This is a genomic window from Hymenobacter arcticus, from assembly GCF_054779975.1.
The window spans coordinates 308,061-333,595 of sequence record NZ_BAAGXF010000005.1 but is presented as its reverse complement, the minus strand read 5'-3'; the positions used below and the strand labels follow the sequence as shown (position 1 = coordinate 333,595).

The following is a 25,535-nucleotide window of genomic DNA, read 5'->3' as shown; positions in this document are numbered from 1 at the left end:
TGCCACCACCCTACCAAGAATAGCGGCTATAGTACCCCCTACAAAGCGTGTTGGCACTAGGAAAACACAGTACCTTTGCCAATACGCCTAGCAAACGAATGCTAAAAGTCTTATAAAGCCAAGGTGCTTTATTAATGTTTTAACTTCATAAGTACTATGAATAATAAGTTTGGAAGCTTGCTAGATATGCATAATGAGGCTGACGTAGAACAGATTTTTGTTCGCAGATTGCTAAAGGATCTTGGATTTAGTGACTCCTCAATTCGCCCAAAGGATTCGATTTCTGCATTTCATTTATCTAAGGGCAGCAAGAAAAAGGCTGATGAATCATATAAACCTGATTTTGCTATTCTTCATGAAGAAAAAGTAAGGTTTATAGTTGAAGCAAAAGCGCCTAACGAAAAGTTAGATAGTCATGTTTGGCAACCAGCAGCATATTGTTTGCAGTTGAACAGGAATTATATATCTGATAGTCCCGTAAATTACTATATACTGACTAATGGGCGCGAAACACGTCTTTATGAGTGGAGACAGAGTGAGCCACTGATGACTTTACAGTTTGAAGATTTTATTGATGGCAATGCTTCATTTAATGCTCTACGTAAGATTATCTCTGCTGACGCTGTAGCAACTTGGTCAAGTGAAAAGAAAGCTACAGTATTACACCGGCTAACCAAGAAGCCAATAAGCGATGTAAATTCGATATTTGCTTGGTGCCACCAAGCGATACATAAAAGCGACAACATCAGCCAATCAGATGCCTTTACTGAATTTGTCAAGCTGATTGCACTCAAACTCATCTCCGATCGGGAAATTCTGAGTAAGCATCCAGAAATCAAGACAAAGACTCACATTGATATTCCAGCTGCTGAAGTAAAGTTCTCAACTAAATGGATTAATGAGTACAGCACACAGACGCTTAATCCTCTGAATTCTATTCAGTTTAAGAATCTTACCAGCACAATGGAAAAAGAAATTGCTCAAAAAAAGCGAAAGCGAATTTTTGAGCAAAATGAGAATATAAATCTCAAGCCAAATACAATTAGCATGATTGTAGAAAAGCTAGAAAATATTTTTCTATTTGGTATAGATGCGGATTTAAATGGAAGACTATTTGAGACGTTTCTCAACGCCACAATGCGTGGCAAGGACCTAGGTCAATTTTTCACACCTCGCTCTGTTGTAAAATTAACGACTAAGCTTGCTACCCTGAAAGTAAATGTAACAATTAACAATGTCAAACATACCGACACTGTATTTGATGCATGTTGTGGTAGTGGAGGGTTTCTAATCGACATATTAAATGACATGTGGCGAAAAGTTGATAACAACTCTTCGTTGTCTACTACCGAAAAAACACAAATCAAATTCGACATTGCTAATAACCGTATAATTGGCGTCGATATAGCAAGAGCACCTAATCTAAGTCGCATTGCTCGCTTAAATATGTACCTGCATGGAGATGGAGGTACCCGAATTTATCAAGCTGATGCACTAGATAAAGAAGTACTTGCTAATGAAACAGTTGATACCCCTGAAATTATTGCTGAAAAGGATGAACTTAGAGGCTTATTTTCTAAAGGGGAAATTGATGTGGCTATTACCAACCCTCCTTTTGCGAAAGAATATGTAAAGGGAACAACATCAGATGGTAAGCAGACAGATGAAGGCCGGATACTTTCCAGGTATTTTGGAGGTCAATATGGGAGTCTTAAATCTAGCTTGATGTTCTTAGAACGTTATCATGAGTTACTAAAAATCGGTGGGCGTTTAGTAACAGTGATTGATGATGGTATTCTAAGTGGCAAAAATGAAAAGTGGTTTAGGCAATACATGCGCGATAAATTTCTTATCAAAGCCATAGTAAGTCTACCAGGGGATGCATTTCAACGCTCAAATGCCAGAGTCAAAACATCTGTGTTAATTGCTGAGAAACGTGACAATAGCATACAACAGGAACAGCCACCAGTATTTATGTATGGCTGCAAGTACGTAGGCATTGACGACCCAGCTAGAAGAAGGACCCTACCAATTGATGAAATCAATCGTAAAAAAGCAACAGCTGAAATTGATGATGTAACTCAAGAATACATAAACTTTCTTGATGGCAAAGGAAATCCAGTATATGTTGTATCGCCGGAAGCTATTGTTGACCGCCTTGATGTAAAACATTCTTTGGTTAAAAGAAACCGCTTAACTGAAGAGTGGTCAAGCAAAGGAATGAGTGTTTACGAACTTCAAGATTTAGTTGAAGAGAAAGAACTGGCTGAGGAGGATATAATCTCAACCAATGAAAACCCGGAAGAGATTACTTACTTGATAGTTCAGTATAATGGTAATGCAGCTCAAGGGGAAGAGAAGCCAGCATTTGAAACTACATATAGCACGTTGTACCGTGTGCACACTGGTGATATTGTAATTTCAAACATTGCGGCCTCTTACGGCAGTATTGCTGTCGTTCCACCGCAAATGGATGGATTTGTCGTAACTAATGAGTACACAATACTTTCTGCAAAGCAAGATTTCAATCCTAAAATAATAGCTCTTTTATTACGTTCGCCGGAAATACGTTCTGAAATTCTCTTGGCCGCTACTGGCATCAGTAGAACACGTATAAAGTGGTCTTTAATCAAGACCATTAACCTACCTTATCCTCTTGAGGAGCAAGAAAAACTTTTATTAGATGAGATTGCGATAGCAGAAGACGCTGAAAGATTAGCACTCAGGACTAGACAAAATGTTGTCAGAAGTTTGGAAACTCCTTTCAGACTCAACAACCAAGATGCTGATGACATTTTAATGGCCTTTAAACCACCCAAATAGCACTTCACATAATCATTCGTAACTCAAGTTGATTTGACTATTAAAAGACTGGAATTAGTTCCAGTCTTTTTTTAATGATACTTAGTCATTTTATAAAGGAACGTTTGTAAAATGACTAATGACCTTTATCTTCGTCTCGACCATGATCAAACAGCAGTTGGGAGCCATTAAGAAGTACGTCGCCTACTACCGTGTATCCACTGCAAAGCAAGGAGCCAGCGGACTTGGCTTAGATGCGCAACAGGCCGCTGTTGCCATCTTTGTGAAAGATGGGCCTCTACTGGCAGAGTTCGTAGAGATAGAAAGCGGTAAAAAGAATTCACGCCCGAAGCTGACAGCAGCCATTGCAGTAGCTAAGGCCAATGGTGCAGTATTGGTTATTGCTAAGCTTGACCGGCTTTCCCGTAACGCCGGGTTTATCTTCGCTCTTCGGGATAGTGGGGTAGATTTTGTGGCGGCTGACATGCCCGACGCTAACACGCTTACCGTGGGCATTTTTGCTGTTATAGCGCAGCATGAGCGTGAAACCATTTCTAAGCGGACCAAGGATGCTCTACAAGTCAAAAAGGCAAAAGGTGAGAAGCTTGGGACACCGGAGAACCTAACTGAATCCGTCCGACAGCAGGGATTACAGGCCCGTCAGCGCAACGCCAGAGAGCATTCAGGGAGTAAGCAGGCTACGGCGCTGATAGTGTCCCGAAAGGCTCAGAATGCAAGCTTCAACCAAATTGCTGCTGAACTCAATAATCTTGGTTTTACTGCACGTCGAGGTGGGACGTTTAACCAGAAACAGGTGCAACGGCTATATGAGCGAGCAACGAGCAAACTAGTTGGAATTTAAGGTAACTTAATGGTTTTGCCGAAGCCGGAACCGCTGTACATTTACAGTGGTTGGTGAGCCATTTCGTCCCAACCCCTACACATTATGGGACAAGCAAAAAAAATTGCAATGGAACAAGAGGAATACAGCGGTGTAACCGAGTTCCTTGAAGAGTTATTGAGGCGGCATGAGTTAAATGGGGCCTTAGCTGGGGTAGCAAAGCAGGTTATTGACAAAGGACCTTCATCTATGAGTGAGAGGCAGAAGGAAGTAATGGACGGCTACATAGAATCTTACAAGAGTAAATATATTTGTAGCAGATGCGATAATGATAATGTGACGTCTTTAATGGACTACACTGAAATTGCAGATGAAGGCATGTGTTATGCGTGCCAAAACGACCTAGAGAAAATTATGCGCGACTAATCTTCGCGTTAAATAATTTAAACTAAAAAGTGGGAATAGCATCTTTATCTAATACATCTCGAAAAAGCTAGTGTAAGCTTACAAGTGGCCCCTTTTCCAGCTGCCCTGCTGAACCAGAAATGGCTACTATCAATTACTTACATTTCTTCTATCCTATGTCTGACTTTACCCCTACAGAAGCTGACCCAGCTGGCCCGTATAGCTATCCTAACCTAACCACCAAGGAACTGGACCGGGATATTGTCAACTTGTTCCTGCCGGAAATAGACCTACTGGCTCAGCCAGGGGAACTGGAGCGCCTTTATTCGCCTGGTTTTTGGGACGATCTGCTGGCCCCAGATGCTTAACTATTGGCAGATGAGCGAAGAGTCCCATTAAATGACCTCGCAGGGGGCCTAACGCGTGCTTCTCTTTCCTCTGTGGATGCTTCCGACAAGGCTACTCAACTAGCCTAGTCTTGTCTAGCTCAGGGTGGCGTTTCAATGGGGTATTATACTCCCTCATTAAACTGCTTTTTGAGCCAAATTCACGTTTTCGGCCCACTCTAGCCAGCTTGCTTGGTAGGCGGTCCTTGCTGAACAATGCTATTTAGTGCAATTGGATTCTATTCACTTCTGACAAAGACGGCTAACCCCCAATAGCTTTTACTTACGATGAGATTTGCTGTTGCGTAGCTGAGAGATGCCAACATTAGTTAGCAGGCAGTGATATCACGCAACGATTCTTTTGCTCTTTTCATCCTGTTTTAACTCAAATTGGCTTTACTGGCCCAGCTGAGCTAGATTGCAATGGGTGGCCCCCTTGCTTCGGTTTGCTGTTTAGTGCAATTTGCTTGGTAGCTGATTAACCTAGCTGGAGTGAGCAACTAGAGCATACGACTATATTTCAAAGACATGAGGCGGTGCCCTGCGATGGGCGCTAACCGTGCGGCAACCAGCGTCAGGGCTCATGGCCTACTCTAACCAAGGCAGTCAATACACGGGCTCAGGCTTCCGCGACTTGCTTGCTGAGCATGGAGCCCGCAAGGCAACTGTTGCCGATAATGCGCGGGTTACGTCCTTTTAGAGTCGTCTAGAAACGATAGCAGCGGTTTTGCAGGGCTAGACGTAGCGCAACCGAAAAAGCGTATTACATTGTCTGGTAAAACGACGAGCGTTGGTACGCTAAATCTTATTACCAATCACCTAATTTCTTCAGATTTCAACTCTAACCCGCGGCCAACTCTATCTGACCTATTAGACTACCTCATGCACTTGAGGTCGCTTATGCCAGGATAAAATAGGACTAGGTTATACTGCACCTCAGCACGCGGATAGAAGCGTCGCAGTGGCACTTAAGAAACAATGCTTCTATCGAAAATAAGCAAACCATAATATATACAAGAGGCAGCTTAGTACATGAATCCGAAAATATACATTTCTTACAGCTGGCAAACTGATAGCTTAGAGATTGCCGATACTATCGATAAAGATTGGCAAGCGATTGGTTTAACTCTCGTAAGAGATAAACGTGATTTAGGTTTTAAAGACTCGCTTCGCAATTTCATGCGCAGCATGGCTGACGGTGATTATGTATTGGTAATCATTAGTCAAGGCTACCTAGAATCTGAAAACTGCATGTATGAGGCGCTGGAATTGTTCCAACACCCTGATTTCAAAAACAAAATTCTTCCAATTATTGCTCCTAAGGCGAATATCCATAACACTATTGGGGTACTGAAGTATATAGCATATTGGGAAAATAAAATCAATGAAACTGAGCAGCTAATAAGAGGCTTAAGCAGCCTAACGCATCTACAAAGTATTGTTGACAGGGTAGAACATTATAAAAAAATAAGAAACTCGTTCGATAGTTTCAGCGCAGCATTAACAGAAATGCGGGCCGCTTCGTGGCCAGATATTAAGCAACAGAACTACGAAGAAATTTTCAAATATATAGGCCTTGATAGAAATACCTCTTATGTTTTGGAGGAATGCATTCGCATTACTCAAATGAGCAATGAGGAAGAAAAAGAATTAGCAATAGAAGAATTATTAAAGGAGTATTCGAATGATTATAACGTATTAATTACTCAAGTTTCAGTAGCTAATAAGGCAAATAAATATATTAAGCAACGAAGAATTTTAGAAAAAGCCATTCCATTATTTCCTAATGATTGGATTATCAAATTCAATTATGCCTTATTACTAAGCGGACTAGATGGAAGCCCATTTAAAGATGCTGAAAAAGCCCGTCATTATTATGAACAAGCTTTGGAATTAAATCCACTCTATGATGGCATTTATATTAATCTTGGTTCATTATTTATTACAGCTTTCAACGATTTAACTTTAGCACAAAAAACCTTTGAGAAAGGCCTAGCCATTGCTCCTTACTCAACAAATCTTCATCAAAGTCTTGCTCAGTTACTTTATAATCAATTGCATGATCCTGAGAACGCAAAAAAACATTATGAATTAGCTTTAGCAATAAATCATAATTTAGCTTCAGCCCATGTTAACATGGCATTCTTATTAAACAAAGATTTTCATGATTACGAGCGTTCACGTTATCACTCTGAGCAAGCTTTAATCATTGATCCTACTGATGCACTTGCACATGCAAATTTTGCTGCATTACTGGATTCTAAGTTGAAAGACTTTGAGTTAGCTAGATACCACTATGAACAAGCTATTAACCTTGATCCGGCTAATGTATCAGCACATTATAATTATGCACTTCTCCTATGTGGACAGCTGGGTAGCCCTTATCGAGAATATGAAAAAGCGCGTCAACATTATGAAACAGCTTTAAATATCAAACAAGAAGCACGTACTCATTGTAATTTAGGTGTACTATTAAAGAATAAATTTCAAGATTATAATGGAGCTAAACAGCACTATGAGCAAGCTTTACTCATCGATGCTAATGATTATATTACTCACGATAACCTTGCCACTTTACTTAGCGATAAATTTGATGAACATTTACTTGCACGGCATCATTATGAAGAAGCATTGCGAATAAATCCTGCATACACAAATGCACATAGACGTTTTAGCTTCTTCTTGAGAGATAAATTACAGGATTATAAAGGTGCCAAATACCATTTAGAGCAAGTATTAGCCCTTGCTCCAAAAAACCCAAAAGATCACACGGATTTAGCTATTTTACTGGTTTCTGCTTTTAACGATGCTAATAGTGCAGTTAAGCATTTGAGGCTAGCAATCGATATTGATCCAGCTTATGTACAAGCTTATACTAATTTGTCAAAATTAGCTATTACATTTAATCAAAACTATTCAGAGGCACGTAGACAGCTTGAAATAGCTCTCAGCATATCACCCAAAGACTTCGAGGCACTTTTTTATTTAGCTAACCTACTGAATGAGCATTTTAATGATTATCAGTTAGCACGTGAGTATTATCAGGAAGCATTATTGATACAACCTAATAATATAGATGTCGCTATTAAATTATCGCATTTATTATTAAATTATTTTGAAGATGATACCGCCGCTAATCGTCAAGCCCTTGAATTAATAACTTCACTTGATCCTAAAAACGTTTTATTTCAATTGATGCTATCAAGTGTATTGATTGAAAAAGCACTAGATTATACAGCAGCACGCAATCAATTACAACTTGCCTTAAAAGCAAATCCAGAAAACATAGATATTCTAGGTAGGTTAGCCGTACTATTGCAAGAGCAATTCAATGAGTATCTTCAAGCTCGCGAGTACTACAAACAAATTTTAGAAATAAATCCAAATCAAATAGAAACTCGTTTTCGGCTTGCTCAGTTACTTAATAATCGCTTTGCAGACTATTATGGTGCTAAAACTGAGTACGAAACACTTCTTCAGCTTGATTCCAGTAACGCACCTGCACATAACAATTTAGCTGAGTTGTTAAATCGAGCTTTCGGAGATGCTGAAAGAGCTAAATACCACTACGAACAGGCTATAGCTATCAATCCTAATCACGCAAATGCTCATTATAGCTTAGGCAAGTTGCTTCTTCAGCAATTCAATAATCCTAATGAATCCCAGCTACATCTTGAAAAATGTCTTGCTCTCAGTCCCAATGACTATGAAGCGCATTTATTGCTTGCTCAGTTACTAGCGAATTCTGATCCTGCTACAGCTCAGAAGCATATGGATGCAATTATATTTCTTGCTGAAAAAGGAGCTTCTGGCATAGTAGTTATTAATCCTAATCCCAAAGAGTAAAAGAATATTTCGGTTGATCGGTCGAGGCAGCTTTGCTATATTCTAGCTGCTATCTAAGTCTTTTTCAATCTGAGATAGGCTACCCAGTTTGAAGCTGGCCTACTAAATTATATGCCTCAACTCACTGTCCGTCCGTGTTAGACCTTTCTACTTGGGTGCAAAGGGGACCACTAGTGTATAAGACACCTTTACAGGGACGCCTCCTTGTCGGCCTGGAGTAAAGGCAGGCAATAAGCGAGCGACTCGTAAGGCCTCCTCATCACAGCCACTGCCTAAGCCCTTTTGAATATTTGGCTCACTTAGCTGGCCTGTTTCGTCAATAACGAAGTGCACGAATACACGCCCTACTACGCCGTTACGGCTGGCTAGCGCCGGGTATTGGGTATTTTTGTAAATAAAATAATTTAATGCCTGCTGACCACCTTCGTATTGAGGCATCTGCTCGACGTAGGTATAGTTCGTGACCGTAGGAGTATCCTGGGCAAGAGGAAGGGGTGTAGAAGCTAATGGCTGGGCCTTCAGAGGACGCGGGGCGGGTGGGCTAAGTGGTAGCTTCGGTAAGACACTTTCTGCCTCTAAGGTGAAGAATTCAAAGTCATTGCCTTCGTGCTCTCCCAACACGCTCAAAACCTTGACCTGCTCAGCACGGCGGCTCGTAAATTGGAGCCAGAGCTGATTAGGTATGTGTTTACCGAATAATCCACCAACGGCCCCACGAAAGCCGAAGCCAGTAACAGGCGCACCCTCATAGGTAGTTTCTTCCTGGTTAATCTGGGAGAAAATACTGCCTTTGGTATCGGCTACCTCTACTACAACCTTCTGCGCGGTCTTGTCATGAGTGGCAGTAATGGTGAGAAAGTGCGTGCCCCGCGTAGGGTGATAGAGCTTATAGACGGTGGTAAAGACCGGTCCTGAACCGTGAAAGGAGCGCGTATAGCGGAAGGGAGTGGATTGATTCGTGCGCGTTAGGTATTGGTATCCTGTGTGAAAGACTACCGGTGCTTTGTGGACCACTTGACCGTAGCTAATGCCTGAGGCAGTAAGCAAGTAGACTAAAACAAGGAGAACAGAAAGCGCCGAATTAAATAATTTCATGGAAGTAGCCAGCACAGTTACAGAGGGCATTTCCCCCTGAAGATGCACTGGCAAACTTACCATTTTATTTTAAAATGTGGACTTATATGTCCACAGGTTGCTTCAGGCTTCCTCGGAGCTTGCAAAGGTGAAGAAACCGGCGAGCAACCAAGCTTTTGGTCAGCACTTGCGCACATTGCGAGAAGCCAAAGGCTGGAGCCAACAGGCATTAGCCGATGCGGCTGATGTGACTAAAAAGACGGTTTATCGCATTGAAACAGCTCAGACCTCCCCTACCCTTGATGTGTTGGTTTGCTTAGCTGAAGGCTTGGAAATGTCGCTACGGGATTTAGTCGATTTTTCTCTCATAAAATTGCCGCAGCAATAGTCAGCCCTTTACTGAGAGTACTCAGCAAGGACAGGCTCTTATTTTCCTAATTATCCTGCTGGATTTACTGCCGCACTATTGGTCTTCGCTCTATTTCCGGACTGTGCCGCATTTATTCCATACGTTTGGAATGTACGGTGCGAGGCAAGGGCACGAAAAATGGTGTCTACTGCTCCAATATCAATTTCTTTGGATTCGATATCGTAGAAATTCGCCACGGGCTTTATAACATATTTCAACAGACCCTTCATGTCGTAGACTGTCTCTAGCAATTGTCCTTTAGGCCCTGCGTTGGCTTTTTTTAAGTCTGTGTTGTCAAATAAACGCATCCATTCGGCTAACAAGTGCTCTGCACAGGCTTTATCACGCACGATGAAATGAAAATGGGGATGGTACCTCGCTTGTTCAGCAAGCCATTTGATTTCTAGGCTTCGGACCATAATAAACGGAAAAGGGCATAGCTTCTGAATCGCAGGCTTCCGCCACCGGTCCCGAATATTCTCAAAGCCTTGCTTCATCTCGTCTAGCCGGCTAGGCAGCTCGGCAACGGTGCAGGTAGACTGAGTAAGCGTTAAAAACTGGGCATTCTCCCAGTCCTGCAACACTGGCAAATACTTGCGTATCAATTTAGCCTTACGCTTGTTGGCACAAACTAAACACCATCGAAGCTTGCAGAAGAATGGTGATAATTTCCAGTTTCCATTGTGCAGAAACTCCTTATTACAGTCGTACGTCTTTTCATACACTGCCCGTAACGGACTAGGTAGAATAAGAAGTTGACGAATTAATTTATGAGTTAACTTCTTATCTGCCTGCCTTTTTAATAGAGCAGATATCCTGTCCTGACTTATGCCAATACATGAACTATGTACAACTCCTGACTTTGGGCTTTGGTGAGCGTTTGTGAGAGGAGATGATTTAGGGCTTTGCTGGGTGGTTCCGCTCTTGCCAGAATTACTAGAACTAATCAAGGTACATCCCTACACGGAAGCCCAATCGAAATCTACAGTCTTGATATATAAAACATTGCTGAGAAGAGTTTCAAACCCTACGAGGCTGCTCTCTACAGAACGCTATATTTTTCTTTGGCTCCTTTTCCGATAATAGCGTTTAAGATCAACCTCTGAATTCTCAGGAGAATTGTCTTTCGCATCATCAGTATGATTACCTTTTCGCGGCTTAGTAACCATTTTAGCTTTGTAAGCTATCAGATTCTTTTTGGGGTACCAGTTTGTATTACTACCCGGTGGCGTTAGAGGCCGTAGGAGTTCGGTTTTATTCTTTTGGTACAACGTAGAAGCACTTATACCTAAAAAAGCAGCAGCTTCCTTATGAGGTATTAACTCATCTTCGGAAGATATATTAAGGGAAGCTCCTAGCTGTACCAACGCATCCTGCTTATCAACAGTACAGTTGATTAAACTATTTAATAAAGCTTTCTCATCGTGGAGGCGGCAGGGCACGTAGTTAACCAATATATCACAGAGTTTACCCATTGTGCGGTCAACAATGCTTCTGCTGTCCATCTCATCATCAGAGATATCAGCATTCCAAAAGAACGGTTCATCATATCGCTGATGCCAAATACCCCCCTCTTTATCAAGACGACCACTTTTAAACTCGTTCAACAGATACGTCATGCATTGAACGCGCTGCCTTGGGGGTAACGAATTAAGTTTGATATCTAATGTGACTTGCGGTTCTATCGCGTCATCACTGGCCATTTTCAGTAGCAATTGTTCGAATTCGTCAATCATTGAATCAATTAATTATATATTAATATTTATGCAAACAAATCACCGATTGAGGAGGTGGCCTTATTCAATTTTGAATCAAGAATCTTTGCGTATATCTGCGTCGTATCAATCCGACTATGAGCAAGCGCTTTTTGCACCAATGATATATCTTCGTTCTGAAAGAGTAAACATGTTGCAAAAGTATGCCGCGCACAATGCCATGTTATTTTCTTATTTATACCTATTGATAGTATCCAGCGATCTAATTTCACATTCAAGTACATATTGTAAGTAAGAGGAAATATCTTTTCATTGGGCCGGCCAACCTCACCAACCATAGAAAGAGCAAAGGCACTCAATTCAAAGCGTAGCCGCTTTTTTCCTTTGCTCTTTCTTATTTCGGTATCCAATACATCTCCTTGAATATCCTTCCAAGTAAGAGCTGTTAGATCTGCCCAACGGAGACCTGTGGCACAAGCGAAAAGGAATGTGCGCTTCATTAGCCCATCAACGGGATTGACATTCAAATCCTGAACAAGTCTCTTTACTTCTCCTGGCTCTAAATAGTGCCTTTGCGGCATAATAGAGGCAAAATTTTTGACAGATGAAGCAGCATCTATTGGAATAAGTCCTGCTTTGAATGCCATTGTAGATACCATTTTCAACCGTTTGAAATAGATTAAGGCGCAATTAGAGTTAATTCCACGGTTCCCCTTCACTTCTTGGCTCTTTCCTGATTTCCGATTCTCGCTTATTGTGACCAATCTAGCCATATAAGAACGAAAATCCTCTACCAACTGGGTAGTGAAATGCTGGAATGTCAGATCCTCCCTGTAACTGCCTTGAATGAATCGTTCAAAATGTTTGAAGCAAGAATATGTATTGGACTTGCACCCACGACGGGCGCGACGGCGTTCCGATTCTGCTCGAAAGTATTCTAGAAAGGAGTGTAATTTCTGCTCTTCTGGTTGCTCTGCGCTATGTTTAGACTGAAAAATATAAGTCCCTCCTGCGAGCTTTCCCTCTAAGACACTTAAAACTCGTTGAGCTTCCTTCTCTACCTCCGCGTTAGCTTTGAGGGTTGTCTTGTCCTTCCCTGGCCTGATAATCAGTTGTGGCTCCTTGTATGTTGGATACTCACGCCGGCCTTTATAGTACACGTCGAAGTAGTACTGTTCGGAGCCATCACGTAGCTTCCGCTTTCTTAATTTTACACCCATTTCAGACAGTCTTGAGGTTTGTTACGACTTGTTACGCCCCGAAGATAGAAGTCTGTTACGAGCCCCAAAAGCTGTAGTAAAAAGATGCAAAAAGAAGATAAAGGATGTTAAAGAATGATAAAGGATAAACATTCAACATCCTATCAAGCAATGACTTGTCTTCCAAAAAGCGCCTTTATTGGTTCTAACCTAATAGCAAATAGCCTCTGCCCCTGTGGCTATTACAATCATCCTGACAAGGAGTGCGTGTGCGGCTGTCAAATACAAGAATTAATGATAATTCATAAGGATTACTGATAATCCTAAACTGTTATCACTAATTTTTGTACGCTTCGTCCAACCTTATTATTAGCTATCATGGCAGTTGCATTTGAGATAGATTTGCTGAACGGATATTGGGTATGCCGATGGATCAGCAACCTGCGTTATGAGCAGAATGATAATGAGGAAGGGGTATCGCTTATATGTCAAGCTAATTATGAGAGCAGGAAAATACCAGTTGCTTATGTGCACCACACGGTATATGGACTTTTTGCCCTAAATGTGGGTCTTGGCTTTCAGGTAAAGGACAAAACAGCCATACCGAATTTTAGCAATGCCCAGCGTGACAAAAGGGAAGGTAAGCCCCATTTTATTGTAAATGTTTTTGGTGAATCATTAACTACTGCTTCAGCAGAAATACACAACCATTTAGGACTTTCAGAAGCTGGCTATAACCATGCAATCCAATACGATATATACCTAAAGGAGGCAGTAGAAAAACTTCATCTGCCAGACAATTTTGCCTGTAATTATGCTCATCTAGTAACTAACGAAGACTCTAATTTGCCAGCCGACTACTTTATTATTCCTTCCTACGAGGTACTCCGCTATTTCTTTCTACAAGGAAGCATACTTTCAAAAGAGTTACTAACATACTTTACCAGTCCAGCAGAGCAAGCATCACATAGTATTACAGACCTCGTAGCGCATCCTACCCTGAAACCAACTATTTACATGGATGGTAAAAAGCGAGTAGCTACTTTATTAATCAGAGAGGGGTTGCGTGAAGAGGATATTAACTGCCTGGGCCGCATCGCATTTAGTAAACAGGCATCCAAATGTTTAAGTATGATTAGAAACTCTTTGTTGCTCAATAGCTCAGGGAGCAGAGATCACTCATCGAATAAATTACGCACTCTATTTCCCCAAGATAATCCTTTCAAATTAGGAGTTAGCGGGCGACGATTTACTTGGATGGGTAAAAATTACGTTTTAGTCGACCAAATCTATGACACCGCAGAAGATATGGGTTTCGACAAGATAGTATATCTTCCAATGACTGACCGCCGCAGTCAGAAAAGCCTGTCAAAAGGCCAGAAAGACAAAATTAAGAAGAGCCCTAAAACTGTACCTACACCTGCTACTATTCTAACAGAGAACGCTCCAGGAAACAGACACCAACAAGCTGAGATAGACGTATTCGTTGAAACTCTTGAAATATTCAAGAAAAAACTTGAATTACCTATTAAATTAGAAAAACGAGACCAACAAAATAGATACAAAACTACTGAAGGTATCATCGTACCTCAAGACATCATCTCTATCTTAGAAAAAGGCAAAGCCGATCAAAAAGCTGGTCGAGCTAAATTATATCGCAGAAGTGGTTATTCATCAGAATCGAATGAAGCATTCATCTTTTTTTCTGCACTCGCCGAGATAAATGGTTATCAAGTCTTTTATTTCAATTTAGATGAAGCTGTTGTTAGTTTTGCGAAGAAACATCATCTTAATAAACGGTTATTAAGCGCGGTTTCTCGCTTCGATGTCTTATTATGTCAGTTCATAATTGATAATTATAATATATACTTAGCCTGGGCCAATAATAAACGTTATGCATTATTTTACGATAAATCTCTTTTTAAAATTGATGATTCTATCCTAGAAGGCTATTGCAATGATAGCTTTCGTAAAGACGGTGTATATACAAATGAAATTGGCTCTAAATCAATAATATATGGTCGCCACAATCAAAGGCAAGTCACCTCTTCTGCAATAGCTAAGAAAATAGAAAACCAATTAAACGGGATTGTAAATAAACGTAAGTCTAGACCGCTCTATTGATACATCATATCGAACCGTTAATTATCGACACTTTTTGATAAAGCGAGGTCTAACCTATGAGTGAGTCTACAGAAACATCTTACAACCAATTATAGTATCGAAAAGCATTTTTGACTGGGGTGGTCCAGTAAAAACGGACGGTGAGCTAAGATAGGTTGATTTGGAAGTCGCGTTCGAATTGGTGCGGCGAGCGGTAGCCCAGCGCGGAGTGGCGCCGGTCAAGATTGAAGTAGGTGTCGAGGTAGTAGGCCACCTCCAGGCGGGCTTCTTCGAGACTGGCAAACGCGCCGCCGCGGGGCAGCAATTCGGTCTTGAGCGTGCTCCAGCCTGACTCAGCCTGCGCATTATCGTAGGAGTTACCCGGCCGACTATAGCTGGCCAGTGCCTGCGCTTTTTCGATGCGTGTCCGGCAAGCCGCGCTAGTGTATTGACTGCCGCGGTCGGCGTGGATAATCAGGGCGGGAGCTGGCTGGCGTAGTGTCAGGGCTTGCTACAGGGCCGTGAGCACCAGCTCGGTGGGCATCTGCTGATTGAGGTGCCAGCCGACGACCCGCCGCGAGCAGGTATCACGCCAGGTGGCCAGATAGCACCAGCGCCCGCCGACCAGGGGTAGATACGTAATATCCCCGACCCACACTTGATTGGGGGCCGTGGGCGCAGGCTGGCCGAGGAGCAGATTTTCAGCTACGACTGCCGCCGGGTCGGCTACGGTGGTACGCGGGCGGTGCGGCCGCGTACTCAGCGCCCGTAAGCCGCGGCGACGCAGCCAGCTGCGTAGCGCGTAGCGCCCAATGGCGTGTCCTTCGGCCTGTAATTCTGCGCGCAAGCGGCGGGTGCCGTAGCGCTGGGCATGGCGCAAAAAGGCAGCGTTGGCTGCAGGCTCCCAAGGGGGCGTTGGGCGCACAGCCCGGCTCCGCCACTGATAATAGCCGGCAGCGCTAACCCGTAGCACGCGGCAGAGCACCTGCACCGACGTAGTCGCAGCACCCTGCTCGATGAACTGATAACGGCTCATGACTGAGGCGGTTGGGAGAAGATGGTCACGACTTTTTTTTAAATGTTGTGCTCCTGATCCACGCGTTTGAGCTCGGCGCGCAAGCGCTGCTCGGCACGGCCTCGGCCAACGCCTGGCGCTGCCAGCGGCCAAGCAAAGCGGGCGCCAGGCCCTGGGCGCGGGCCACGTCGGTTTGCCGGGCCCCAGCGGCTACTTGGCGCACGCAATCGGCTTTAAAAGCCGGCGTGTATTTCTTGCGGGTCAGCGGCGAGCCGCTCGGAAGGGTTTTGTCGGGCATGAGCAGTGGAAGGTAAGACGTGCCACTGTCTGTTTTTACTCGACCACCTCAAACTCATTCATCAAATCAACTACTTCACCTTTATATACTTACGGGGCAATCACTTGAGCAAATTATCCGCTTGAAGTTTGCTCTCTACCTGCTTGAGTAATTCAGAAGCATTTGTTTGGAGGGCAGTTGCTAACTGAAAAATGGTCAGCAGCGAGGGTTGTTTCCGGCCGGTCTCCAGCTGTGACAAAAAAGTGCGGTCCAGGCCAGCTTCGCCAGAAAGCGACTCCTGAGATACTCCTCGCGCCTTGCGCATCTCTCTGATGACCAGCCCAAACGCCTTTATCGGTTCGCCGCTCATATAAGCGGCAAGCTACCGGGCTAAAATGCCTACCTGTTGTTGCCAGTAGTCTACAAAATTGTGTAGATTGCAGCCTCAAATCAGGTATACATCGACGTGACCTTACCTCTCTTTCCTACTTCTTCACCCACAGAACGAAACGATGACCAGACCCTGGCTCACTTCGTCACTAGCGTAGCGGGAGTCAATGGCCTTTCAGGACCCATTGAGGTGCATATCATTATCACTCGAACAACAGAGAAGGAAACAGTCATCCAACAGGAGAATTCTACTGACCCAGATTATAAGGGTAAAGCAACTCCTTATGTACATCCTGTAACAACCAATCTTAGTGAGGCCAACAAGCAAGGATTAGATAATCTCGCTTATTGGCGCAATGGGATTAAGGGTTCTAGAGTATATATCCTTAACCAAGCGCTGTCTCAATACTTGGCTCAATATCGAGAATCGCAACGAGCTATTCCAGCAGATGAATTTTAATTAATACATTTAACTAAAAATTAAAAGTATTTATTTGTCAGTGTGCTTAAATATAAGTATCCTACTGATTCCTTTTTACTACATTTACCTCATGTCTATGAATAGCCTTTTTCTACTACCCACGCTGACCGTCCTCACCGGGTCTCTGCTTTGTAGCTGCTCTCATCCTACCCCGGCCACCACAGCAGCAGGCTCCGAAACGGGGACTGACAGCCCAGCTGCCAAGTTCCCGTACGGCGGTAAGGTAGATTCGCTTAACGGCGTGCCCACTCACCGCTTCGGTGAGCCGATTAGCGCCTTTACCGGTTTAGTGAGAGCTGATGGGGTCACGCCTGGTATGGTTAGCTATTACCTACCTGCGGGCAGCACGCAACAGGTGCGATGGTTTGCTAAGCATCATGCTGAAGTACCAGGCGTATTCTACCTATTCCGAGACGGTAAGTTTGCTTCTTTCCAAGCCGTTGCCTACTCTCCCGCCGGACAGGCCGCGCTAGATGCGGAGGCTCGCTTCCTGTTCGGAACTGGGCGGCCGCTCGGCGACCGTACGGAGTGGGTTGGTGAGCAGGCCTGGGCCGTGCTGTCCACCGCGTACCTGAACGGCCAGAATGCAAAGCTATTAAACGTCAACAGCGTGACTTTACAAGCTGAGCAGGAACGCCAGCAGCAGGTGCAGCTCAAGGCTGAAAACGCACAATAAATTTAAAATTTTTTATACATGAATATTTTACTAAATTCAATCATTTCACTTTGTTCTTATTTATCCTCTAAATTTACTATGAGGCATTTCTATTTTTCCCTATTTATTAGCCTACTCTTGGCTAGCCCTATCCAAGCCCAGATTATTGGTAAATCGGTTCCTGACTTCAAAACATCAGCAGGTACTCTCGTGCATGTGGGCGATACCCTACACTTAGGCCGGGGTACGCTGCCTGATGGCAGCTTTCAATATGTATACGTGCCCGACAATGTATTTACTGGTAGCAAGCAACAGAACTTCACTTCCCAAATGACTAACCTCTCAGTCCGGGTGAAGGACATACGGCTGCAACGAACCCGCAATTTTGGTGATAAGACCGTCGCAGTTATCAAGGCTAACACGATTAACGGGTGTGTGGACCTGAACGCTGCAGAGGCCGCTGGGGAAATTATTACTGCTAATACCCGGCGTGCTACTGTCTCAGTGGCAGCTCCCGTAAGTGAAACTCCGTCCTTAAGCACTGCTGATGAACTACTTAAGCTTAAAAAACTCTATGACAACAAGGTGCTAACTAAAGCCGAATACGACGCACAAAAGGCTAAATTACTGAAATAGACTCTCTGAACTGACTTACTGTATTTGGTCCTGAATTTCTGGCTACCGTTGCCATGCCCCCTAAATACCCTTCCCTGCTTCTTCGCTACCTAATCTCGCCCCTCAATAGTAGAAGTTTTTAACACCTCTTAACCCCAATAGCCTAGCCCCTGAAGCTAGGCTATTTTTTTGTAGCCTAGCTTCACCGCCTGAGGCTCATTAATTAGCCCTAACGCTACGATAGCCAGCGGCAGGGCTAGTTGTCCACGCTGACCAGGCAGTCAATATGCCCATGCCGCGCATCGAATAGGCCAAGGCGCTGGCCAGCTATGCCCGGCCGAGCAACCCGTATGGTAACACCCAGACCGAGGTAGACTGGAGTATCCTTAGAACCAATATTGTTGCCTCACGTCGAAACATTTACCAGCCTAGCGGAAAACCGACTGGCAGTAGCCTCTCACCTCGACACCTACTTCAACCTCGACCCTTGCTACTCGGCCCTGGGCTCCCGCTCGCCCCACCAGTTTGGAGCCGACTTGTTTCAGCACCTACCTTGGCTCATTATCCGACCACACCACCCTAAAACAACGCCTTGGCGGAGAGCGGCTGGAGTACATTTAAGACCAGGTTACTATCATGTGGTGCCTATTTTGCTGACCTGGAAGAGGACCAGCTAGAATTGTACGAATACCTTGACCGTTACTACAATACTCAACGCCTGCACCCAGCTAGAAATCGAACTGCATTACCTCGTTTAACTTACCTTAGCTTGGTGTCCATTTGCACCCGACCACCTCAGTTTTTACTTCGTCCACATCAGAGGAAGGATTCAGATTAATCCAACTACTTTGTGACACAACAACTTCTACCTGCCATCGCTAGTATTAGGAAAGTTAACTAGAAAAAGTATGGCAAACGAGAAGATTTGTTTCGTACTCATGGGGTACGGCAAAAAAACGGACTTAGCCACCGGCCGTCCCTTGAACTTAGACAAAACTTACGAAAATATTATTGAGCCGGTATTTACTGAACTTGGTATCAGATGTTTTCGAGCCATAGATTATAAACACTCAGGTACAATAGATGTACCAATGTATGAATTTATCCAGAAAGCAGATATTGTAATCGCTGATATATCCACACTAAATGCCAATGCTATCTACGAGCTAGGTGTACGGCACGCATTGCGTCCCCGTACTACTGTCGTAATTGCTGAGAAGGGCCTGATTTATCCCTTTGATTTAGGTCATACTGTAATACTAGGCTATGAGCATCTAGGAGCAGATATCGGCTATACTGAGGTTATGAGATTCAGGAAAGAACTCAAAGAATTGGTACAAGCAATTGAAGCTGACCCCCGGGATGACAGCCCTGTATATACCTATTTAAAGGGATTACAACCACCTAGCTTCACAGCTCAAGAAATCGAAGAACTGAAGACAGCATCTCAGGAGGCAGATACTGTATCTGCTCTGCTTACTACGGCTGCTAGGGCAATGACAGTAGCGGACTACACGCAGGCGAAGGTTCTACTCACTGCTGCTCTTGCCTTGTCTCCACAAGAGCCATACGTCAAGCAGCAGTTGGCTCTGGCTACATACAAAGACTCGAAGCCGTCGGCGCTAGAAGCACTACAGCAAGCAGAAGAGCTATTAGCTTCCTTAAATCCTAAGCGGACTACGGACACCGAAACACTAGGACTTCTAGGAGCTGTTTATAAGCGTCGCTACGAATTGACAGGTGATGTATCCGACCTTGACAAGGCCATTGACTATTATGGTCGTGGCTTCCTTCTCGCCAAGGATTATTATAATGGCATCAATCTTTCCCTCCTTCTACTAAAACAAGCACTAGTGCGGAAGGAGAATACCGATGCACTAGCTGATATAGTGCTAGCACGAAGAGTTCGAGCACGAACCCAACTCTATTGTGAGGAATTACTAACTGATAACTTCGAAGAGCGACCAGACCGAGTATGGATTCTATTAACCTTAGCTGAGGTAATGTATGCAAATGGCAATTTAAGCGAGTTCGAAAAACGGCTATTACAAGCTGAACAACTTGGAGAAGAGAAATTCCAACGGGAATCGTTCAACGAACAAATGGCTTTATTAGAACCTGTATTACGTGACACTAACGCTCTGATGGACAAATGGCATTCCTAAATCTTTCCTCCTTATCCACAACCGCGTTCGAGAGCGCTTATAGGCTCAACGAAGATGTGCGCCTCTTTAGCCAGCCGGGAGCATCTAAGTATCACGTTTTTATCTCATACCGGCACGAAGACCGTTCTTATGTGCCAGGGGTAGCTAAATTTCTTAAAGGATTACAAGCTGGTATTTACGTAGATTTTCTAGATGAGGAATTAGCTAAAGCTCCTAATAGCGAGACAGCTCCAATTCTTCGGCGTCGAATCACACAGTGTAGCAAGCTTATCCAGATACTTACTCCTAACTCCAGTGATTCGCGTTGGATGCCATGGGAACTGGGCCTAGGGGATGGCATCCTAGGCTACCCTAATGCTGTTACCCTGCCGGTCATCAACGATTATCAACCTCGCGTCTCACAAGATTATCTTGATATGTATGGGTACATTGAGACATCTAAGAGTAGCAATGGTGCGTTTACGGATTGGGCAGTTATATATCCCAAAGGTGGTAATAAGTGGTTCAAAGATTGGCTAATCAGCTAAGCTTCTTTTATTGCTTTAGTGATTGCTTCTAAGGTAAAAGAATGAGCGAAGTTTGCCCCTGCATTAAGTAGCCCATAGGGGGTAGTATGTGACTTTTTTAATTTCACTACTATTAGCTTCAACCCTATATCTTCCTTTTTTGCGCGGGCAATCTCCCAGCGTACCCAGCGGCTCATGTGCGTTTTCTCCCCAACAATAACTAGAAGATATTTAGCTTGCTTTAGCATCTTTATAAGCTCACCTTTAATTATACGTGCCTCCTTACTATCGATGGCAGTCATGGGCGAACAACGCTCAAATGCAAAGTTGAAAGCTGAATTGGCGTTCCATGCGCATAGTAGGTCGCGGTAGCGCCGGTCTTCGCTGTGGTCATAACTGATGAATACACGAGGGTTATTCTCTGTAAACATATTAGTCAAAGCATCTAATAAGCCCATGAAAGCAGGTATTTTGTTGATAATTATTGCTCATGTAGTCGAGTAAAAACTTGACTACATGAGCAATTCTACTGGCGATTCTGAAAATTTTGCCCACTTTTCAGAAATCTATACAGTGCAATTCATTTCTGCAACCACGAAAGATGCTATATAAAGTAGCATCTTTTATAGCCAATTCGCAAGTTGTTGTCGCACTGGCAGGTTGTTCAACTGGCAAGTAATTTACAAACGTCAGGGCGCTCCAACAACTCTGAACGGCGAACCCGTGTAGGCAACAGAGCTAGAGGACGACCAACTCGGCCAGCTTGGCTGCAACGTCTGTCATGGGCTCCTCTGTAGTGCTCAGGCCACTTCGCGAGCCAAGCAAAGGACTGACTTCGCGGAGGTCTTCATACGTCGCGTTGTGCATGATGGGAACGAGTAAATCACGCGCCAATAGTGCTGAAAGCTCTTTGTCGGCGATGCCCTCGTTTTTGAGGCGGCGCAGTAGCGCAGGGGTCACCAGCACGATTCCAACACGCGACTTCGCCAGTCCCTTGTCAATTTCGCGAAGCAACGATGAACCGAGGAGAACGTCCTTTTCGCTGAACCAAACTGAGACACCGCGTGACACAAGCAGGTCATGCAAGTCTTTAGCAGCCCCTTTGCGGTCGTCCCACGCATGGCAAAGAAAAACGTCTCGAAGGTCCGGTATAGAGGAGCGATTCTCGACGTTTTCGCGTACCGGAGTGAGCGTCCTCACCTCGGCAGGCGTGTACAGAATAACCGAACCTGCTCGCGACCAGCGTGGCTTAATGCTTCTGCCAGACCCGACTCCGCTGCTCCGGCTACCCGAGCTGTTCCCCACCGAATAGGAGGGAGTTGAGTATGACGAGTATGAACCGTAGCCGCGAGAACGGCTACTACATGCAGGGCAGGCCGCTGCTGCACTTGCTGTGCGATGCCCATTTACTGGTGCTGTACATCTTGACATGTTCTTTAATTTGTTACTTGGGTGAGTAGATTTAATGCATTCCGACTAAACTGCAAGATATATGATTCCAGCCCCATTTTTAAAGCATTGCTTTCGTAATTTCTTCTTACGATAGTCCAGGTGATAGAGAATTGAACATAACGATTTAGGTATTGCCGAAAGTAGTTTTTTATGAAGTATGGACACGACCAATTCTGCGTAGAAGGAGTACAGTGAAGCCCCGCCAGTGAAACGCTAGCTATGTGTGCAAATAAGTTTAAAGCGCACGAGCAGCGCCTTAAAGTCGTTGAGCTAGACATTGATTTGCCGCTGACTGTAGAGGTTGGAATCGAGCGGGGTGTCGTTGCTTTGCCAGTCAGCGGCTCGGCGGTTACGCGGGATATGAATCTCGATATCGTGCTGGACAATACATTGACATCAAACACTTTGTTGGCATTGAAAAACAGACCTTACAGGCAGAGGCAGGTGTCTTCCATCACCTGACAGAGTGCGGCAAATACAGCGTCAAGTCGAATGGCGTGGTGATGGCCGGTCCGGGGCATGGCCACGGCCAGCGGCTGGTCCTGGTTGTCGGCTAGAAATAGGATGTTAGTAGTGCGAGCGGCCTTGCGGCCATAGTAGCTCATGGCGGCCCGCCGTTTTTGGCTGGGGTATTACTACCATCGAGTTGCACGCTGGAGAGGTTGAGCAAGTGGCGATGCCAGTTCAAGAGCGTCAGCAATAGCTATTCAATGCATCCTGCTTTCTCTATTTGTGGGAGCTGTAATACATCCCTTGCCACATCAAGGGTGGCCTGCTAGACAGGGAGGCAATCGGCGGCCAATACCACTAACAACCGATACTGAATTTGTATAGAACCGCATCTATTATCTCGGTCGGGACTACGCGATGGCAGTGGCTGGTAGTGGAAAAAGGTAGATGGGGCTGTAGCCGGGTCACGATGATATCTTTGGAGACGACTTCCACGGGCAAGCGTTAGAAAGAAGGCAGGTCGTACCCTAGATTTCTCCCCTGTGTAAGAGTCTTTTCTACTTCTAGCCTACTTCCTAAACAGTTTCTAGATTAACAATTTTATCAAAAAGTACAATGGCAAGAAAATGCTTTATCTCTTTCAAAACGGAGGACTTACTATATAAACAATATATTCAGAATCATTCTGGATTAGACATGATAGATAAGTCTCTGAATGAAGCAATTGATTCTGAGAATGAAGAATATATTATGAGGAAGATTAGAGAAGACTATCTATCAGACTCTACCGTGACTATTCACCTAATTGGGCTGTATGGCGCAGAAAGCAGAGGTGCATACGAACAACGATACATTAAACGCGAATTGCAAGCATCTCTCTACCACGGCATTGGCAATACACAGAATGGCCTATTGGGAGTAGTCCTTCCGGATGCTTATGCATCTATTTATGGAAATTCATACTACTGCTCATCATGTGGTGGCTCCCATCAGTACGTGGCTCTGAATGACAGCACAACCATAAAAGAGTTTTCATGCAATTACTACATACCAGAATACAACAAATGTTCTTGGGGGGAAGAGGATAGGTTTTGTGTTCTGGTAAAATGGGAGGATTTCCTACTTAATCCAGAATTGTATGTGGAGCAAGCTTTTCAGAAGAGAAGCTCATTACTTGCGAACAAGACGCAGGTACGGCCGTAAACCATAAGAAATTAGTGTAGCTCGTACTATGATAGTTAGGCATTTTTCAAAGCCTGGATGACAGCAGATTGAGTGAATGAGTAGGCAAAAGATGCCCCCGCGTTGAGTAAAGCGTTTGGTGTACGAAAAGATTTATCCACTTTAACCACTACCAGTTTAAGCTTAATATCATTTCTTTTCGACCGGTTTATTTCCCAGTTAATCCACTTACTGGTGTGAGTCTTTTCGCCAACAATAACTAGTAGGTAATCGGCCTTCTTCATCATTCTAGTTAAAGAGGCTTTGATGACAACAGCATGTTTGCTATCAATAGCTATTATGGGCGAACATCGCTGGAATTCGAACTCAAAGGCGGGATTGGCATCCCATGCACATAATAAATTTCGGTATCGGCTGTCTTCGCTGTGGTCATAACTGATGAAAACACGCTTTTTTGCCAACCCGAAAACATCTAAAAAACAGGCTATTAACTTCGAAACCATTAAGATAGTATCATGGAAAAATCAGTTGAGGCCCAAGACTTACGAGTGGCAGCTCTGGCTGGCCGTAGGCCAGATGCTAGTGATGCGAAGGATATACGCTTCCCTTTATCCAATGTCACCGCTGTCAGAAAAAAACTAATGCGGCTGTTTATGGACTACAGCTTCACTCACTTAGTCTGCGCAGCAGCTTGCGGGGCAGACCTTATTGCATTAGATGTAGCAACAGAATTGAAGATGAAGCGCCACATAATACTGCCTTTTAGCCCAGCAGATTTCCGCTCTTCATCTGTTATTGACCGCCCTGGCGATTGGGGAGAATTATATGACAAAATTATTTGGGAAGCTAAAGAAGCTAATTGCTTACACTTGCTCGGTTACTCATTGGATGATAATGAAGCTTTCACTAAAACGACTCAAGCTATCATTGACCAAGCTAAAGAGCTTGCAAATGACAGCTTAGCTTTCGGAGTAGTTGTGTGGGAAGGGCATAGCAGAGGTGATGATGATTTTACGAAAGAGTTTGCTGCCCTGAGTCAAAAAGAAGGCCTCCATAAAGCAGAAATTCTGACTATATAGAGGCCTAAATTTATGAATCAATAAGAATTTGTGGCCTTATCTAGAGCCGCCACAATTTTGTCATGCTCAAAGCTTGTGGCGATTGCTGCACTACTCAAGACAGATAGTCCTAGAGGTAATGTATTGGTACTAGCAATTTTTACGGCAGCGAGTTTTAGTTTAGTATCAGTCTCCTTGGCTCGGGAGATTTCCCAGTTCATCCACTTACTAGTAGACGACTTAGCTCCAACTATTACCAATAAGTAATCAGCCTGTTTCATCTTGGTAGTCAAAGACGCTTTGATAGCAGAGGCTTCCGTACTATCAATTGCAACATTAGGCGACCGCTGGTCGAACTCGAAATCAAAATTGTCATTTGCGTCCCAAGCACGAAGCATATCCTTGTAACGCAAGTCTTCACTGTGGTCATAACTGACGAACACTTTCTTTTTGGCCATGGGAGTAGGAGGAAAAGTAAGGGAACAAGTTACGAAAGAAATGAAATTTGC

At 44.0% G+C, this 25,535-nt stretch carries 27 protein-coding genes; 14 read left to right on the top strand and 13 right to left on the bottom strand.

The window, feature by feature from the left end:
- The first annotated feature begins 156 nt into the window (after nt 1-156).
- The 5 genes from ACYVGC_RS11780 to ACYVGC_RS11760 all read left to right on the top strand — a co-directional run bounded on the left by ACYVGC_RS11780 (nt 157) and on the right by ACYVGC_RS11760 (nt 8,280).
- The gene (locus ACYVGC_RS11780) at nt 157-2,823 is read left to right on the top strand and encodes an N-6 DNA methylase (RefSeq protein WP_460584023.1); all 2,667 of its coding nucleotides are present in this window, start codon (nt 157-159) and stop codon (nt 2,821-2,823) included.
- Nucleotides 2,824-2,941: 118 nt separating this feature from the next.
- On the top strand, nt 2,942-3,664 hold the full coding sequence (locus ACYVGC_RS11775; RefSeq protein WP_460584022.1) for a recombinase family protein: 723 nt from the start codon (nt 2,942-2,944) through the stop codon (nt 3,662-3,664).
- Between the two features lie 84 nt (nt 3,665-3,748).
- Nucleotides 3,749-4,069, top strand: a complete 321-nt coding sequence (locus ACYVGC_RS11770; RefSeq protein ID WP_460584021.1) for a hypothetical protein — start codon at nt 3,749-3,751, stop codon at nt 4,067-4,069.
- Nucleotides 4,070-4,224: 155 nt separating this feature from the next.
- Nucleotides 4,225-4,416 carry a hypothetical protein gene (locus ACYVGC_RS11765; RefSeq protein WP_460584020.1) on the top strand — a complete coding sequence of 64 codons (192 nt, stop codon included), beginning with the start codon at nt 4,225-4,227 and terminating at the stop codon, nt 4,414-4,416.
- Between the two features lie 1,050 nt (nt 4,417-5,466).
- Nucleotides 5,467-8,280 (top strand): tetratricopeptide repeat protein, encoded by a 2,814-nt coding sequence (locus ACYVGC_RS11760; protein ID WP_460584019.1) that lies wholly within the window; start codon nt 5,467-5,469, stop codon nt 8,278-8,280.
- A gap of 147 nt (nt 8,281-8,427) precedes the next feature.
- Here the strand turns inward: ACYVGC_RS11760 and ACYVGC_RS11755 are convergent, their stop codons facing one another.
- Complete coding sequence (locus ACYVGC_RS11755; RefSeq protein ID WP_460584018.1) at nt 8,428-9,375, bottom strand: TonB family protein; 948 nt, start codon at nt 9,373-9,375, stop codon at nt 8,428-8,430.
- A 76-nt stretch (nt 9,376-9,451) separates the two neighbouring features.
- On the opposite strand from ACYVGC_RS11755, the gene ACYVGC_RS11750 reads away from it, so the two are divergent.
- Nucleotides 9,452-9,742 (top strand): helix-turn-helix domain-containing protein, encoded by a 291-nt coding sequence (locus ACYVGC_RS11750; protein WP_460584017.1) that lies wholly within the window; start codon nt 9,452-9,454, stop codon nt 9,740-9,742.
- A 50-nt stretch (nt 9,743-9,792) separates the two neighbouring features.
- Here the strand turns inward: ACYVGC_RS11750 and ACYVGC_RS11745 are convergent, their stop codons facing one another.
- From ACYVGC_RS11745 to ACYVGC_RS11735, 3 genes are all read right to left on the bottom strand, one after another.
- Complete coding sequence (locus ACYVGC_RS11745) at nt 9,793-10,488, bottom strand: protein rep (RefSeq protein WP_460584016.1); 696 nt, start codon at nt 10,486-10,488, stop codon at nt 9,793-9,795.
- Between the two features lie 327 nt (nt 10,489-10,815).
- Entirely contained in the window at nt 10,816-11,499 is a 684-nt protein-coding gene (locus ACYVGC_RS11740; protein ID WP_460584015.1) for a hypothetical protein, read from the bottom strand.
- Nucleotides 11,500-11,525: 26 nt separating this feature from the next.
- Nucleotides 11,526-12,698 carry a site-specific integrase gene (locus ACYVGC_RS11735; protein ID WP_460584014.1) on the bottom strand — a complete coding sequence of 391 codons (1,173 nt, stop codon included), beginning with the start codon at nt 12,696-12,698 and terminating at the stop codon, nt 11,526-11,528.
- A gap of 357 nt (nt 12,699-13,055) precedes the next feature.
- On the opposite strand from ACYVGC_RS11735, the gene ACYVGC_RS11730 reads away from it, so the two are divergent.
- A complete protein-coding gene (locus ACYVGC_RS11730; RefSeq protein ID WP_460584013.1) occupies nt 13,056-14,801 on the top strand; it encodes a hypothetical protein in 1,746 nt (581 codons plus the stop codon).
- 145 nt (nt 14,802-14,946) lie between these two features.
- Here ACYVGC_RS11730 and ACYVGC_RS11725 read toward each other — a convergent pair whose 3' ends face one another.
- From ACYVGC_RS11725 to ACYVGC_RS11710, 4 genes are all read right to left on the bottom strand, one after another.
- Nucleotides 14,947-15,183 (bottom strand): integrase core domain-containing protein, encoded by a 237-nt coding sequence (locus ACYVGC_RS11725; RefSeq protein WP_460584068.1) that lies wholly within the window; start codon nt 15,181-15,183, stop codon nt 14,947-14,949.
- 108 nt (nt 15,184-15,291) lie between these two features.
- A complete protein-coding gene (locus ACYVGC_RS11720) occupies nt 15,292-15,816 on the bottom strand; it encodes a DDE-type integrase/transposase/recombinase (protein ID WP_460584012.1) in 525 nt (174 codons plus the stop codon).
- Between the two features lie 25 nt (nt 15,817-15,841).
- Nucleotides 15,842-16,093: a transposase gene (locus tag ACYVGC_RS11715; RefSeq protein ID WP_460584011.1), complete on the bottom strand. Its 252-nt coding sequence runs from the start codon at nt 16,091-16,093 to the stop codon at nt 15,842-15,844.
- Nucleotides 16,094-16,193: 100 nt separating this feature from the next.
- Entirely contained in the window at nt 16,194-16,442 is a 249-nt protein-coding gene (locus ACYVGC_RS11710; RefSeq protein WP_460584010.1) for a helix-turn-helix domain-containing protein, read from the bottom strand.
- Between the two features lie 96 nt (nt 16,443-16,538).
- On the opposite strand from ACYVGC_RS11710, the gene ACYVGC_RS11705 reads away from it, so the two are divergent.
- The 5 genes from ACYVGC_RS11705 (at nt 16,539) to ACYVGC_RS11685 (ending at nt 20,905) form a co-directional block, all read left to right on the top strand.
- Nucleotides 16,539-16,922, top strand: coding sequence for a hypothetical protein (locus tag ACYVGC_RS11705; protein WP_460584009.1), 384 nt, complete (start codon nt 16,539-16,541; stop codon nt 16,920-16,922).
- A 262-nt stretch (nt 16,923-17,184) separates the two neighbouring features.
- Nucleotides 17,185-17,619, top strand: a complete 435-nt coding sequence (locus ACYVGC_RS11700) for a hypothetical protein (protein WP_460584008.1) — start codon at nt 17,185-17,187, stop codon at nt 17,617-17,619.
- Between the two features lie 18 nt (nt 17,620-17,637).
- Nucleotides 17,638-18,234, top strand: a complete 597-nt coding sequence (locus ACYVGC_RS11695) for an SHOCT domain-containing protein (RefSeq protein ID WP_460584007.1) — start codon at nt 17,638-17,640, stop codon at nt 18,232-18,234.
- An 887-nt stretch (nt 18,235-19,121) separates the two neighbouring features.
- A complete protein-coding gene (locus ACYVGC_RS11690; protein WP_460584006.1) occupies nt 19,122-20,378 on the top strand; it encodes a TRAFs-binding domain-containing protein in 1,257 nt (418 codons plus the stop codon).
- Nucleotides 20,366-20,905, top strand: coding sequence for a TIR domain-containing protein (locus ACYVGC_RS11685; RefSeq protein ID WP_460584005.1), 540 nt, complete (start codon nt 20,366-20,368; stop codon nt 20,903-20,905). The genes ACYVGC_RS11690 and ACYVGC_RS11685 overlap by 13 nt, the downstream gene beginning before the upstream one ends.
- On the opposite strand, the gene ACYVGC_RS11680 is transcribed toward ACYVGC_RS11685, so the two are convergent.
- From ACYVGC_RS11680 to ACYVGC_RS11670, 3 genes are all read right to left on the bottom strand, one after another.
- The gene (locus ACYVGC_RS11680) at nt 20,902-21,342 is read right to left on the bottom strand and encodes a TIR domain-containing protein (RefSeq protein ID WP_460584004.1); all 441 of its coding nucleotides are present in this window, start codon (nt 21,340-21,342) and stop codon (nt 20,902-20,904) included. The two genes, ACYVGC_RS11685 and ACYVGC_RS11680, sit on opposite strands and share 4 nt — an antisense overlap.
- 280 nt (nt 21,343-21,622) lie before the next feature.
- Complete coding sequence (locus ACYVGC_RS11675; protein ID WP_460584003.1) at nt 21,623-22,084, bottom strand: toll/interleukin-1 receptor domain-containing protein; 462 nt, start codon at nt 22,082-22,084, stop codon at nt 21,623-21,625.
- A gap of 680 nt (nt 22,085-22,764) precedes the next feature.
- Complete coding sequence (locus tag ACYVGC_RS11670; protein WP_460584002.1) at nt 22,765-22,941, bottom strand: hypothetical protein; 177 nt, start codon at nt 22,939-22,941, stop codon at nt 22,765-22,767.
- 460 nt (nt 22,942-23,401) lie between these two features.
- Between ACYVGC_RS11670 and ACYVGC_RS11665 the strand changes: the two genes are divergently transcribed.
- Entirely contained in the window at nt 23,402-23,989 is a 588-nt protein-coding gene (locus ACYVGC_RS11665; protein ID WP_460584001.1) for a TIR domain-containing protein, read from the top strand.
- 35 nt (nt 23,990-24,024) lie between these two features.
- Here the strand turns inward: ACYVGC_RS11665 and ACYVGC_RS11660 are convergent, their stop codons facing one another.
- Nucleotides 24,025-24,471 carry a TIR domain-containing protein gene (locus ACYVGC_RS11660; protein ID WP_460584000.1) on the bottom strand — a complete coding sequence of 149 codons (447 nt, stop codon included), beginning with the start codon at nt 24,469-24,471 and terminating at the stop codon, nt 24,025-24,027.
- A 12-nt stretch (nt 24,472-24,483) separates the two neighbouring features.
- On the opposite strand from ACYVGC_RS11660, the gene ACYVGC_RS11655 reads away from it, so the two are divergent.
- On the top strand, nt 24,484-25,047 hold the full coding sequence (locus tag ACYVGC_RS11655; protein ID WP_460583999.1) for a hypothetical protein: 564 nt from the start codon (nt 24,484-24,486) through the stop codon (nt 25,045-25,047).
- Nucleotides 25,048-25,064: 17 nt separating this feature from the next.
- Here ACYVGC_RS11655 and ACYVGC_RS11650 read toward each other — a convergent pair whose 3' ends face one another.
- Entirely contained in the window at nt 25,065-25,484 is a 420-nt protein-coding gene (locus tag ACYVGC_RS11650; RefSeq protein ID WP_460583998.1) for a TIR domain-containing protein, read from the bottom strand.
- Nucleotides 25,485-25,535: the final 51 nt, after the last annotated feature.